At 71.6% G+C, this 13322-nt stretch carries 9 protein-coding genes; 2 read left to right on the top strand and 7 right to left on the bottom strand.

Going from position 1 to position 13322, the window contains the following annotated elements:
- Positions 1-180 precede the first annotated feature (180 nt).
- Complete coding sequence (locus ABZ098_RS29295) at positions 181-1836, bottom strand: diaminobutyrate--2-oxoglutarate transaminase family protein (protein WP_356596170.1); 1656 nt, start codon at positions 1834-1836, stop codon at positions 181-183.
- A 396-nt stretch (positions 1837-2232) separates the two neighbouring features.
- Between ABZ098_RS29295 and ABZ098_RS29290 the strand changes: the two genes are divergently transcribed.
- The gene (locus ABZ098_RS29290) at positions 2233-3462 is read left to right on the top strand and encodes a hypothetical protein (protein WP_356596168.1); all 1230 of its coding nucleotides are present in this window, start codon (positions 2233-2235) and stop codon (positions 3460-3462) included.
- 122 nt (positions 3463-3584) lie between these two features.
- Here the strand turns inward: ABZ098_RS29290 and hflX are convergent, their stop codons facing one another.
- The 6 genes from hflX to miaA form a co-directional block, all read right to left on the bottom strand.
- The gene (hflX, locus tag ABZ098_RS29285; protein ID WP_356596166.1) at positions 3585-5081 is read right to left on the bottom strand and encodes a GTPase HflX; all 1497 of its coding nucleotides are present in this window, start codon (positions 5079-5081) and stop codon (positions 3585-3587) included.
- 134 nt (positions 5082-5215) lie between these two features.
- Positions 5216-6769: a M1 family metallopeptidase gene (locus tag ABZ098_RS29280; RefSeq protein ID WP_356596164.1), complete on the bottom strand. Its 1554-nt coding sequence runs from the start codon at positions 6767-6769 to the stop codon at positions 5216-5218.
- Between the two features lie 433 nt (positions 6770-7202).
- The gene (locus ABZ098_RS29275; protein ID WP_356596162.1) at positions 7203-9428 is read right to left on the bottom strand and encodes a RelA/SpoT family protein; all 2226 of its coding nucleotides are present in this window, start codon (positions 9426-9428) and stop codon (positions 7203-7205) included.
- A gap of 287 nt (positions 9429-9715) precedes the next feature.
- The gene (gene dapF, locus ABZ098_RS29270; protein ID WP_356596160.1) at positions 9716-10585 is read right to left on the bottom strand and encodes a diaminopimelate epimerase; all 870 of its coding nucleotides are present in this window, start codon (positions 10583-10585) and stop codon (positions 9716-9718) included.
- Positions 10586-11253: 668 nt separating this feature from the next.
- Positions 11254-11757 (bottom strand): hypothetical protein, encoded by a 504-nt coding sequence (locus ABZ098_RS29265; RefSeq protein WP_356596158.1) that lies wholly within the window; start codon positions 11755-11757, stop codon positions 11254-11256.
- A gap of 108 nt (positions 11758-11865) precedes the next feature.
- The gene (gene miaA, locus ABZ098_RS29260) at positions 11866-12804 is read right to left on the bottom strand and encodes a tRNA (adenosine(37)-N6)-dimethylallyltransferase MiaA (RefSeq protein WP_356596156.1); all 939 of its coding nucleotides are present in this window, start codon (positions 12802-12804) and stop codon (positions 11866-11868) included.
- A gap of 183 nt (positions 12805-12987) precedes the next feature.
- On the opposite strand from miaA, the gene ABZ098_RS29255 reads away from it, so the two are divergent.
- Entirely contained in the window at positions 12988-13317 is a 330-nt protein-coding gene (locus ABZ098_RS29255; protein WP_356596154.1) for a hypothetical protein, read from the top strand.
- The last annotated feature ends 5 nt before the right edge of the window (positions 13318-13322 follow it).

The following is a 13322-nucleotide window of genomic DNA, read 5'->3' as shown; positions in this document are numbered from 1 at the left end:
GGGCTGCGGGGGAGGCTCGGACGCAGGCTTCTGGCCTGGGCCCGAAGGCGATCCCAGCCTCGGCTCCAGCTCCAGTCCCGACCTGAGCCCAGTTGTGCTCCTCGCCCCCGACCCCAACCGCAGCTCCGGCTAGGGCTCCGACTCCGACTCTGGCTACGGCTCACGTCGCCGCCCCGTGAGCTACCCCGCCCCCTCGCTCTGGTCCCGTCCTCGATGCTGCCGCTGCCTCCCGCCGCCGCGCCCGTGACCGCGGGCCACGGTCGCCACGGCGTCGGCGAGGCGGTCGAGGACGGCGGTCGCCTGTTCGTCGGTGATCGTCAGAGGCGGGAGCAGCCGGATGACGCTCGCGTGACGACCGCCGAGTTCGACGATCAGGCCCCGCCGGAGACACTCCCGCTGGACGGCGGCGGCAAGTCCCGGGGAGGCAGGGTGAGGGGATGGGACGCCCCCAGGCATCACCTCGGCGCCGGCGCCACCCGCGCTGACCGTCCCGACCGTGCCCGACAACGCAGCGACCCCATCAACTGCACCCGCCTCATGGCTCTCGCTGAGCCCGCCGCCCCCGCCGACCCCACTGAGTCCGCTGAGTCCGCTGACCCCACCGAACCCAACAAGTTCACCGCCTTCACCGGACGCCCGCCCCGCACCCTCGCCCTCCCGCTCGCCGTCCGCTTCCACCATCTCAACCCCGATCATCAACCCCCGCCCCCGCACCTCACCGATCACAGGGAACTCCTCTGCCAACGAACGGAGTTGACCCAACATCCGTGCCCCCAGCGTTGCCGCACGCTCTGTGAGGCCGTTCTCGCGGACGTAGGCCATCGTGGCCGCGCCCGCGGCCATGGCGAGTTGGTTGCCGCGGAAGGTGCCGGCGTGGGCGCCGGGTTCCCAGACGTCGAGGTCGTCGCGGTAGACGACGACGGCGAGAGGCAAGCTGCCGCCGATGGCCTTGGAGAGGACCATCACGTCGGGGGTGATGCCGCTGTGCTCCACGGCCCAGAAGGCGCCGGTGCGGCCGACTCCCGTCTGGACCTCGTCGGCGATGAGCGGGATCGAGCGGTCGGCCGTGATCTGGCGCATGCGCCGCATCCACTCGTCCGGCGCGGGAAGGACCCCGCCCTCGCCCTGAACGGGTTCAAGGATCATCCCGGCGGGCAGCGGAACTCCGGATTTGGGGTCGTCGAGAACGGATTGCGTCCAGCGGGAGGCGAGTTCGGCGCCGTGCGGGCCACCGACGCCGAAAGGGCAGCGGTAGTCCTGCGGATAGGGCAACCGGGCGACCCGTACGTCGAAGGCGTCGCCGGACGCCTCGAGCGCGCCGGCGGTCATGCCGTGGTAGGCGCCGGCGAAGGCGAGGATGCCGTTGCGGCCGGTGGCGGCGCGCACGAGCTTGAAGGCGGCCTCCACCGCGTCGGTGCCGGCCGGTCCGCAGAACTGCACGCGTGCATGGTCGGCGAGTCCGGGAGGGAGGGTGCGGAACAGTTCGGTGGTGAAGGCGTCCTTGACCGGGGTCGCGAGGTCGAGGACGTGGAGGGGGGCGCCCGAGTCGAGGACCTTGCGGATGGCTTCCAGGACGACGGGGTGGTTGTGTCCGAGGGCCAGGGTGCCGGCGCCGGAGAGGCAGTCGAGGTAGCGGCGGCCGTCGGCGCCCTCGATGGTCAGGCCGCGTGCGCGTACAGGGACGATCGGGAGGGCGCGGGCGTAGGTGCGTGCCGCCGACTCGCGGGCCGACTGGCGTCGCAGGATCCCCTCGTGCGCGGAACGGGCGTGCGACGGTTCCGCGTCGGCCTCGGGCCCTGCCATGGCCTCCCCGGGTGCGGTCTCGGTCACGGCCATGGTTCTCCCGTCGTCGCGCTGCGCAGGGGCAAGCGGTTCCCTCGCGGACTCGCCCGCCCCGACATACGGAGCCCCGTGACCCTTTGCTCGACTTCTCGGCACATCGAAGCCCCGACTGTCGGGAAGTCGCCGTGGTTTGGGGCGTGGGGGACCGTGCCGTCCGCCGGTAGCAATCCCCCACCGCTACCAACCCCGGACTGTTCACCGGGTTACGGGTTGTCCGAGGATCTTTGGGTGACGAAACTGTTGCGGTTCCGTCGGAAGTCCCCCATAGCGGGCGCATAGTGTGTGGTGCCGTTCCGAGGCGCGGTGCCGGGGGGGGGCGAAGTCGCGGGGCGTTCGCGGGAGGTCCCCGGTTCCGGTGCCGGGTTCGTCCACACCAGGGGGAGGCAGAGCATGCGATCCGAACCGCTGTCGTTGACGGCTCGTGGCGAGGGCGGAAGGGGTACGCGGCGCAGAACCTCCCCCGTCCTGGGCGCCGTGGTTCTCGCCTCGGTGCTGGCGCTGACCGCCACGGGCTGCGGCTCGGGCGATGGGGACGCGAACGCGCAGGCCACCGCCTCCGCCGCGTCCGAGGGAGACGGCAAGATCACGATCCCGGACGACATCAGGGACAGGCTCAAGGAGCACGGGATCGATGTCGACAAGTGGAAGGATGGCGCCTGGAAGGACTGGGACAGGGACGACTGGCTGCGCGAGGCCCAGGACTACATCAACCCCGTCATCGAGGGCCTGTGGGATCCGGAGCGGATGCGGGAGGCCGAGGATCCCGACCGCGGTGTCCAGGAGAGCGACCTCTCGGATGACCAGGGTGTGACCGATCCGGAGCCGGCTCCCGTGGACGCGAAGGCCGTGTCGCCTACGTACCACGACAAGGTCCCCGCGGCGGGAAAGGTGTTCTTCGACTCCCCCGAAGGCACGATGGTCTGCTCGGCGACGGTCGTGGCGGACCCGGCCCACCCGGGCAGGTCCAACTTGGTGTGGACGGCGGGGCATTGTGTGCACGCGGGCAGGAGTGGCGGCTGGTACCGCAACCTCGCGTTCGTGCCGTCGTACAACGACCAGGCGCTCACGGGAGAGGAGTTGACTGGTGCGACCGAGGAGGAGCTCGCTCCGTACGGCGTCTGGTGGGCCGACTGGGCGGGGACCTCGGACCAGTGGATCGCGCAGGGCGGTCCGACGGGTGGGGATGGTGCACCGTACGACTTCGCCGTCATCCATGTGACGCCGGAGGAGGGCGGCACGGGCAAGTCGTTGGAGGAGACGGTCGGTTCGGCCCTGCCGGTGAACTTCGCCGCGCCGGCGGTACGGCGGGTGGAGAGCATCACGGCCAGCGGGTATCCGGCGGCGGCGCCGTTCGACGGGGAGAGGCTGTACCAGTGCGAGGACAGGCCGGGGCGGCTGTCGATCAACGCCTCGGATCCGACGATGTACCGGATCGGCTGCACCATGACCGGTGGTTCGTCGGGCGGCGGCTGGGTCGCGACCGGTGCGGACGGCGGGCCGGCACTGGTGTCCAACACCTCGATCGGCCCGGTGAACGCGGGCTGGCTGGCCGGGCCCAGACTGGGTGAGGTGGCCGAGGGCGTGTACGACTCGGTCAGCGGGAAGTTCGCGGGCCGGTGACGGCTTCCGGTCGCCCCGAGCACCCGGCCGACCGTCGACGCCGGTGACCTGAACACGCTGAAGGCCCGCCCCCTGTTGGAAAAGGGCGGGCCTCTCGGGCGAGCTACGGAGAGCTACGGCACTCAGGCAACGACCGGTGCCGGCACGTACGGCGCGAGCTCCGCGGCCAGCTCCTCGTGCACCCGCACCTTGAGCAGGGTGCCCTCCGCGGTGTGCTCCTCGGAGATCACCTCGCCCTCGTCATGGGCCCGGGCGACCAGCTTGCCGTGGGTGTACGGCACGAGCGCCTCGATCTCGACGGACGGCCGGGGCAGTTCGTTGTCGATCAGGGCGAGCAGTTCGGTGATGCCCTGGCCGGTACGGGCCGAGACCGCGATGGAGCGCTTCTCGATCCGCATCAGCCGCTGGAGCGTCAGCGGGTCCGCCGCGTCGGCCTTGTTGATCACGACGATCTCGGGCACGCCGGTGGCGCCGACGTCCCTGATCACCTCACGCACGGCGGCCAGCTGCTCCTCCGGGTTCGGGTGCGAGCCGTCCACCACGTGCAGGATCAGGTCGGACTCGCCGACCTCCTCCATGGTGGAGCGGAACGCCTCGACCAGGTGGTGGGGCAGGTGCCGTACAAAACCGACGGTGTCGGCCAGGGTGTACAGCCGGCCGCTCGGGGTCTCCGCCCGGCGGACGGTGGGGTCCAGGGTCGCGAACAGGGCGTTCTCGACCAGGACGCCCGCGCCCGTGAGGCGGTTGAGCAGGGACGACTTGCCGGCGTTGGTGTAACCCGCGATGGCGACCGAGGGCACCTTGTGGCGCTTGCGTTCTTGGCGCTTGATCTCGCGGCCGGTCTTCATGTCCGCGATCTCCCGGCGCATCTTCGCCATCTTCTCGCGGATCCGGCGCCGGTCCGTCTCGATCTTGGTCTCACCGGGACCACGGGTGGCGAGACCGCCGCCCTTGCCGCCGCCCATCTGACGGGACAGCGACTGACCCCAGCCTCGCAGTCGCGGCAGCATGTACTGCATCTGGGCGAGCGCGACCTGCGCCTTGCCCTCTCGGGACTTGGCGTGCTGGGCGAAGATGTCGAGGATCAGGGCCGTACGGTCGATGACCTTGACCTTGACGACGTCCTCGAGGGCGATGAGCTGGCCGGGGCTGAGCTCGCCGTCGCAGATGACGGTGTCCGCGCCGGACTCGACGACGATGTCGCGCAGCTCCAGGGCCTTGCCGGAACCGATGAAGGTGGCCGCGTCGGGCTTGTCGCGGCGCTGGATGACGCCGTCGAGCACGAGTGCGCCCGCGGTCTCCGCGAGGGCGGCGAGCTCCGCGAGGGAGTTGTCGGCGTCCTGCACGGTCCCCGTGGTCCAGACGCCGACGAGGACGACCCGCTCCAGACGGAGCTGGCGGTACTCGACCTCGGTGACGTCCTCGAGCTCGGTGGAGAGGCCGGCGACACGGCGAAGGGCCGCGCGCTCGGAGCGGTCGAACTGCTCGCCGTCCCGCTCTCCGTCGATCTCGTGGCTCCAGGCGACGTCCTCTTCCATCAGGGCATCGGCCCGAAGACCTTCGGCGTAGGTGTGCGCGAGGCGCTGCGTGTCCTGGGAAGGGGATGAAGAGGAGGTCATTGGATCCTTACGTCGATGGGGATTCCGATTCGGCGGTCATGTCTCTCAACGCACGAGCGTCCCGGGAGATTCCCGCGCCCCGTGCCGCGCCGACCTGAAGATGGTCGCACGGCACGGGGCGTCTCGTCATCGGCTTATTTCACCGGTGCGGCAGCGGCTGCCACGGCCTTCCAGTCCGGGTGCCCCGGCATGGGCGGGGTCTTCTCGCCGTAGAGCCAGTCCTGGAGGAAGCCGCCGAGGTCGCGCCCGGAGATCTCGGAGGCGAGGTGCACGAAGTCGGCGGTCGACGCCGTGCCGTCCCGGTGTTCCTGCACCCAGGCCCGTTCCAGGCTCTCGAAGGATGTGCGGCCGATCTCCTGGCGCAGGGCGTACAGGATCAGGGCGGCGCCGTCGTAGACGTTGGGCCGGAAGATGCTGATCTTCTGGCCGGGCTTGGGCGGCTTGGGCGCTGCGGGCGGTCCACCGGCGGCGCGCCAGCGGTCCGAGGCGCCGTACGCGGCCTTCATACGGGCGTCCAGGGTGTGGCCGCCCATCTCCTCCGCGTACAGGGCCTCGTACCAGGTGGCGTGTCCTTCGTTGAGCCACAGGTCGGACCAGGTGCGGGGGCTGACGCTGTCGCCGAACCACTGGTGGGCTAGCTCGTGGACCATGATCGACTCGACGTACCACTTGGGGTAGGCGGGCTCGGTGAACAGATCCTTCTCGAACAGGGAGAGAGTTTGGGTCTCCAACTCGAATCCGGTGTCGGCGGCGGCCATGAGGACGCCGTACGTCTCGAAGGGGTACGGCCCCACCTTGTCCTCCATCCACGCGAGCTGGGCCGGGGTCTTCTTGAGCCAGGGTTCGAGCGCGGCGCGGTCCTTCGCGGGCACGACGTCCCGGACGGGAAGTCCGTGCGGTCCGTCGCGGTGCAGCACGGTGGAGCGGCCGATGGACACCTGCGCGAGCTCGGTGGCCATGGGGTGCTGGGTGCGGTACGTCCAGGTGGTCGCCCGGCCGGCGCGGTCCACGCCCGCCGGCAGACCGTTGGCGACGGCCGTGTAGCCGTCGGGCGCGGTGACCCGGATGGTGAACATCGCCTTGTCGGACGGGTGGTCGTTGCAGGGGAACACCAGGTGGGCGGCGTCGGCCTGGTTGGCCATGGCGAGCCCGTCCGCGGTGCGCACCCAGCCGCCGTCCCGGTCCGCGGCGGAGACCGGGTCGCTCGTGTGCCGGACGGTGACGCGCATCCAGCTGCCACCGGGCAGCGGCTCGTCAGGGGTGACGACGAGGTCCTCGCCCGCGTCGGTGAAGGCGGCGGGCCGTCCGTCGACCTCGACCGACCGGACCTCGCCGTGCGCGAAGTCGAGGTTGACGCGGTCGAGCTCGGTCGTCGTCCAGGCGTCGATCGTGGTGACGGCCGTGAGGGGCTTGCTGTTGCTGCCGGAGTAGGTGAAGGAGAGGTCGTACGACGCCACGTCGTAGCCGGGGTTGCCGAGGTGCGGGAAGAGGCGGTCACCGACGCCGAGCGGTGCGGCCGGGGCGCTCGCGGCGAGCAGGCAGACGGAGACGGCGGAGGCGAGCAGCGCGACCGCCTTGCGCCGTAGGGCGCTTGCGGTACGACGACGGGGGGCGGCGGGGGCGGGCCGGTCGGCGTGGGTGGGGTGTACGGGGGCGGGGCCGGCATGAGTGTGGGAGGTGAGCGGCATGCACCACCGCTACCAGCGCGCGCCTGTGCCACGACGGCGACGCGCGACCGGCCCACTCGAACGGGGTCTTCCGCTCACGTTGAGGAGACGTTTGCGGTGGCTGAGGTGCGGCAGGGCGGCGGACTACGCGCGCGTGAGGGCGGGTCGAGCCAGGCTCACGCATCCCAAGGTCCGTGGACCGACGGTGCCCCACCCGGCAGAGAGCTCCCCCTTCGGGCATCAGCTACCTGCACCCGCACGGTACCGGACGCGGCGGCTCCCTGAGGGTGTCGGCACCACCAGGGACGCGCCTCTCAGGCGTCGGCACCGCATGCCGCTCGGTAGGACCTGAGGCGCCGATCCTGGTGCGCACCCTCGGAGGCCCTCTGCGGCGCCGGCCCCGCCCAGGACGTCACGACACCCCCCGCCCCCGCTGCCCCCGAACCGCTGCCCGTCACCCCCCGGGCCCCTGCGCCCTGCTCACGTCATAGACGCCCGCCACGTTCCGCATCGCCCTCATCAGTGCGGGCAGCAGGGCGGCGTCCGGGAGTTGGACCGTGTAGGTGTGACGAACCCGCTGCTGGCTGGGAGGTTCGACGGTCGCGGAGACGATCTCGGCGCCCTCGCCTGCCATCGCCTCGGTGAGGTCGGCGAGGAGGTGCGGGCGGCCGAACGATTCCGCGAACAGCGTGACCCGGCACTCGGCGGTGTCGCCCCAGCGCACGCCGACCTCCCTGCGCCCCACGCTCTTCATGGATGCCACCGCGGCGCACTCGACGCGGTGCACGGTGACCGCTCCCCCGCGCACGGCGAAGCCGGTGATCTCGTCGGGCGGCACGGGCGTGCAGCAGCCGGCCAGTCGTACCGTCGCGCCGGGCTGGTCGACGAGGGCGACGGCGGCGCCGGAGCGGTCGGCTGCCTGCTCGTCGGGGGTCCGTGGCTCGGCGAGGGTCCGACCCGCGATGTCGGGCGTGTCGGCAGTCGGCGACTCCGCGACGGAGGCCCGGAAGGGGTTCTTGCTCTCAGCCGTCACACCGCCCGTCCCGCTCCGCTCCTCGGCCTCCGAGACCGCCTCCGGTGCCTCGGGCGCTTCGGGCGAGGGGTGGGTCGCGATCCACCGCTGGATGGCGATCCGCGCGGCGGGGGTGTGGGCGTGCTCCAGCCACTCCTTGGAGGGCTCGGCGGCCGGGTCCTGCCCCATGAGGAGCTGGACGGTGTCGCCGTCCTTCAGGACGGTGCTCAGGGTCGCCAGGCGGCCGTTGACGCGAGCGCCCAGGCACGCGTGCGCGTCCTCGCCGTACTGCGCGTACGCGGCGTCCACGCAGGTCGCGCCCTCGGGCAGGCCCAGGGTGCCGCCGTCGGGCCGGAAGACGGTGATCTCGCGGTCCTGGGCGAGGTCCTCGCGCAGTGTGGACCAGAAGGTGTCGGCGTCGGGCGCGGCGGCCTGCCAGTCGAGGAGGCGGGAGAGCCAGCCGGGCCGGGTGGGGTCCACCCGCTCGCCGTCGGCCCCGCTGGGCTCCTCCGGAGGGCCCACGTACGGGTTGCCGAGCGCCACCACACCGGCCTCGGCGACCTTGTGCATCTGGTGGGTGCGGATGAGGACCTCGACGACCTGGCCGTCGCCGCGGGCCACGGCGGTGTGCAGCGACTGGTACAGGTTGAACTTCGGTACGGCGATGAAGTCCTTGAACTCCGAGACGACCGGCGTCATACAGGTGTGCAGCTCGCCCAGGACGCCGTAGCAGTCGGCGTCCTCGCCGACCAGGACGAGCAGTCGGCCGAAGTCGGCGCCCCGCAGCCGACCGCGTTTGCGGGCTGTTCGGTGCACGGAGACGAAGTGCCGTGGCCGGATGACGACTTCGGCCTGGATGCCGGCCTCGCGCAGCACCCCCCGCACCTCTTCGGCGATCTCGGCGAGCGGGTCGTCCGCGCGGGAGGCGTTGTCGACGATCAGCTCGCGCGTGTGCTCGTACTCCTCGGGGTGGAGGATCGCGAAGACCAGGTCTTCCAGTTCGGTCTTGAGGGCCTGGACGCCGAGGCGTTCGGCGAGCGGGATGAGGACGTCGCGGGTGACCTTGGCGATGCGGGCCTGCTTCTCGGGGCGCATCACGCCGAGGGTGCGCATGTTGTGCAGCCGGTCGGCGAGTTTGATCGACATCACGCGGACGTCGTTGCCGGTGGCGACGAGCATCTTGCGGAAGGTCTCGGGCTCGGCGGCGGCGCCGTAGTCGACCTTCTCCAGCTTGGTGACGCCGTCGACGAGGAAGCGGACCTCCTCGCCGAACTCCTCACCGACCTGATCGAGCGTCACCTCGGTGTCCTCGACGGTGTCGTGGAGCAGGGAGGCCGTCAGGGTCGTGGTCTCGGCGCCGAGTTCGGCCAGGATCAGGGTCACGGCGAGCGGGTGTGTGATGTACGGCTCACCGCTCTTGCGCATCTGGCCGCGGTGCGAGGACTCGGCCAGGACCCAGGCGCGGCGAAGGGGTTCGAGGTCGGCGTCGGGGTGGTGGGCACGGTGGGCCTCGGCGACGTGACTGATCGCGTCGGGCAGCCGGTCGCGGGCGGTGGGGCCGAGCAGCGCGGCGCGGCCCAGACGGCGCAGGTCGATCCGCGCCCGCCAGCGGGCGGCCGGGCCTGCTACCGGACCTGGGGTCGCGGGGTTCGTCGCCTCCGCACTCATGGGCACCTCCGGCTGCGTGGACCGGCGGACGGGGTGCCCCATGGCGGACACGGCTCAGGGGATGGCATCTTTCCCCCGTCCGGGCCGGTGCTTGATGCTACCGAGCCCATCACGCCCGGCTGACCGCCTCTCGGCGAGCGTGAAACGGATCACCCATTCGAGCGAAGGCTTCGAGGTTTACGATTTCGCGCCACCTGACCTGCAACTGGCTGCGGTTCTGAATCGCACAAAGGGTCGGAGGCTGCGGTTCCATGCCCCCGAGACCTGGATCGTTGCGATTCATATGGTCAACGGACCATGCTTTCAAGCCAGTCGGCGTCGATCTCGCCCTCGGCGACGATCACCGCGGGGCCGGTCATCTCGATCTCGCCGTCGGCTCGCTCTGTGATCACCAGGGTGCCGCCGGGCACGTCGACGGTGTACGTCGCCGGGCTGCCGGTGGCCGCCGGGTCGGTGCCGTCCCTGCGGGCCGTGGCCACGGCGACGGCACACGCGCCGGTACCGCAGGACCGGGTCTCGCCCACCCCGCGCTCGTGCACGCGCATGGCGACGTGGCGGGGGCCGCGGTCGACCACGAACTCGACGTTGACCCCGCTCGGGTAGGCGGCGGCCGGGCTGAAGGGCGGCGGGGAGTACAGGTCGCCGGCGTGGGCGAGGTCGTCCACGAAGGCCACGGCGTGCGGATTGCCCATGTTCACGTTCCGCGCGGGCCAGCTGCGGTCGCCGACGCTCACCGTGACGTCCCCTTCGAGCAGCAGCGCCTTGCCCATGCCGACGGTGACGTCGCCGTTCTTCGCGATGTGCACGCTCTTCACGCCCCCGCGCGTGGCCACCGCGAGGTCGCCCTCGGTGACGTGACCGGCGTGCTGGAGGTAGCGCGCGAAGACGCGTACGCCGTTGCCGCACATCTCCGCGATGGAGCCGTCGCCGTTGCGGTAGTCCATGAACCACTCGGCCTCCCCGGCCATGTGCTGGGCCTCGGGGTGCTCGGCGGACCGTACGACGTGGAGCAGGCCGTCACCGCCGATGCCTGCCCGGCGGTCGCACAGGGCGGCGACGGCGGCGGTGGGCAGGTCGAGGGCGTTCTCGGGGTCCGGGACGATCACGAAGTCGTTCTCGGTGCCGTGGCCCTTGAGGAAGGCGATCCGGGTGCTCATTCCTCGATCGTAAGGGAGCGCGGCTTTTGGGACCGCGGGCCGGTGGGGCTTCCGCCGCGGGCCGGGCGCTTCCGCCGCCGACCCACATGGCTTCCAGGGGCCGGTGGCGCATCCGCCCCCGATCCATGTGGCTTCCGCCGCGAGCCGATGGTGCTTGGCCCCCGACCCGTGTGACTTCCGCCGCCGGCCAGTGTGGCTGTCGCCGCGAGCCGGTGGCACTTCCGCCGCAGGCCGGTGGTGCTTCCCCCCCCGACCCATGTGACTTCCCTGGCTGGTAGCGCTTGCGCCCCCAACCCGTACGGCTTCCGGCGCGAGCCGATGGGGCTTCCGCCGCGAGCCGATGGTGCTTGCCCCCCCCGACCCGTGTGACTTCCGCCGCGAGCCGATGGTGCTTGCCCCCCGACCCGTGTGACTTCCGCCGCCGACCCGTGTGGCTTTCGCCGCGAGCCTGTGGCACTTCCGCCGCAGGCCGGTGGTGCTTCCGCCCCGACCCGTGTGGCTTCCCTGGCTGGTAGCGCTTGCGCCCCCAACCCGTACGGCTTCCGGCGCGAGCCGATGGGGCTTCGCCGCCGGCCGGTAGTGTTTCCGCCGCCGACCCGTGTGGCTTCCGCCGCGGGCCGGTGGGACCGGTCGCGTGGTCCCGTCCCCGCGCCTCGGTGGGGGGTGCTTCAGCGGAGTCTGGCCACGCGCCACACGGCGAGTACGACCACCACGGCCACCAGCAGGATGTACCCGGCCACGACCCGCCAGTCCGCGCGGCGGTCGGACCCCCGCTGCGGCAGGCCCGGCCACGTGTAACCAACGCGGCGCGCGGCCATCATGCCCCAGCCGGCCGCACAGAAGCAGATCAGCAGGCCCAGCATCGCGATCACCGCGCCGCTGTCGCCGAAGTCGAAGGCCAGCGGGAAGGCGAACATCAGGGAGCCGACCGCGGCCAGCGAGACGATGGGGGCGAGCTGCCAGATCCGCAGGCGGCGCTGCGGGCGCAGCTCGACCTCGACCTCTTCGCCGCCCGGGAACATCTCCTCGGGCTCGGGGCCGTCGGCGGTCACACCGCCCTGGGTGTCGTCGGGCCCGTCGGGGCTCAGACGCTCCGCGTCCTGCTCCGGTTCACCGCTCTGTGCGGTGAGGGGCTCGGTGCCTTGTGCGGTGTCGCGAGGGCCGGCCTCCATCGCCACGCGCCCTCCCAACTCGGACTCCACTTGGTCGATCGAAGCTCGATGATGGCACGGCGCCGGAGGCCGGGATGACGGCCGGAGCGTCCCGATGCCAGGACGTGATCAGGCTGTAACCGGTCGTTCGACCAACGCCAGTGCGAGCTGCGGAAGTTCTGTGAGATGCGCCGCAGCCCCACTCAACCAATGCACCCGGGGATCGCGCCTGAACCATGAATCCTGGCGGCGCGCGAAGCGTTTCGTGGCACGGACGGTCTCGGCCCTTGCGTCCTCCATCGTGCACTCCCCCGAGAGCGCCGCGAGCACCTGCTGGTACCCGAGCGCGCGGGAGGCCGTGCGCCCCTCGCGCAACCCTCGCGCCTCCAGCTCCCGGACCTCCTCCACGAGCCCCGCCTCCCACATCCGGTCGACCCGGCGCGCGATGCGCTCGTCGAGCTCGGGCCGGGCCACGTCGACGCCGATCTGGACGGTGTCGTAGACGGAGTCATGGCCGGGGAGGTTGGCGGTGAAGGGTTTTCCGGTGATCTCGATCACTTCGAGAGCGCGGACGATACGGCGGCCGTTGCTGGGCAGGATCGCCTGCGCGGCCCCGGGGTCGGCGGCGGAGAGGCGGGCGTGCAGCGCGCCGGAGCCGCGCAGCACCAGTTCTTCCTCCAGTCGGGCCCTGACCTCGGGGTCGGTGCCCGGGAACTCCAGGTTGTCTACGGCGCCGCGGACGTACAGCCCGGAACCGCCGACGAGGATGGGCCAGCGTCCCTCGGCGAGCAGCGCGTCGATCCGGGCGCGGGCCAGCCGCTGGTACTCGGCGACGGACGCGGTGACGGTCACGTCCCAGATGTCCAGCAGGTGGTGCGGGACGCCGTCGCGTTCGGCGGGCGTCAGCTTGGCGGTGCCGATGTCCATCCCTCGGTAGAGCTGCATGGAGTCGGCGTTGACGACCTCGCCTCCCAGACGCTGGGCGAGGAAGACGCCCAGATCGGACTTTCCGGCCGCGGTGGGTCCGACGACGGCGATGACGCGGGGGGCGGGGGGTGCGCTGCTCACCGCCCCAGTCTCGCAAACCTCGGGGCACCACCTCGAACGAGTTACGTGACGGCCCGGGTCCGGCGTCGTTGCCAGTTGCGTGGTTTCCGCCGCCCTGTTCCGGGGGGCGGCGATCCGGACGGCGCAAACGGGCGCACCGGATGACGCGGGATTTCCCCCGCACGAGTAGCGTATGGAGTGGATATGGGCGTTTTCGCACGACTTCTCCGCAGGTCGAAGGCCACGGAGGAGGCGTCAACCGCCGAGACGCAGGCCGACCTCCAAGCGGCCGAGCCCGCGGCGGAGGAGGCGGCAGAAGCGAAGGGATCGACCGACGCCGAGGCCGAGGCCGGAACCGCGACCGAGGCCGAGGGCGAGACCCGGGTCGAAGTCACCGAGACCGCCGAGGGCACGGACGGAACGACGGCGACGGAGGCCGTCGAGGACGCTGCCGGCGAGGGCGTCGAGATTCCCAAGCAGCAGTCCGCCGAAGAGGCGGCCGATCATGAGGCCGGTGAAGGCGCCCGCACGTAACTGTC

It is taken from the genome of Streptomyces sp. NPDC006335 (assembly GCF_040612795.1).
In the GTDB taxonomy this organism is placed as follows: Bacteria; Actinomycetota; Actinomycetes; order Streptomycetales; family Streptomycetaceae; genus Streptomyces.
This window is presented reverse-complemented; position numbering and strand designations above follow the sequence as displayed.

Bases quoted from the DNA above. Each gene is read 5' to 3' on its own strand.
- dapF (WP_356596160.1), bottom strand. From the start codon at position 10,585: ATGAGCACCCGGATCGCCTTCCTCAAGGGCCACGGCACCGAGAACGAC.
- ABZ098_RS29290 (WP_356596168.1), top strand. From the start codon at position 2,233: ATGCGATCCGAACCGCTGTCGTTGACGGCTCGTGGCGAGGGCGGAAGG.
- hflX (WP_356596166.1), bottom strand. From the start codon at position 5,081: ATGACCTCCTCTTCATCCCCTTCCCAGGACACGCAGCGCCTCGCGCAC.
- ABZ098_RS29280 (WP_356596164.1), bottom strand. From the start codon at position 6,769: ATGCCGCTCACCTCCCACACTCATGCCGGCCCCGCCCCCGTACACCCC.
- ABZ098_RS29275 (WP_356596162.1), bottom strand. From the start codon at position 9,428: ATGAGTGCGGAGGCGACGAACCCCGCGACCCCAGGTCCGGTAGCAGGC.
- ABZ098_RS29255 (WP_356596154.1), top strand. From the start codon at position 12,988: ATGGGCGTTTTCGCACGACTTCTCCGCAGGTCGAAGGCCACGGAGGAG.
- ABZ098_RS29295 (WP_356596170.1), bottom strand. From the start codon at position 1,836: ATGGCCGTGACCGAGACCGCACCCGGGGAGGCCATGGCAGGGCCCGAG.
- ABZ098_RS29265 (WP_356596158.1), bottom strand. From the start codon at position 11,757: ATGGAGGCCGGCCCTCGCGACACCGCACAAGGCACCGAGCCCCTCACC.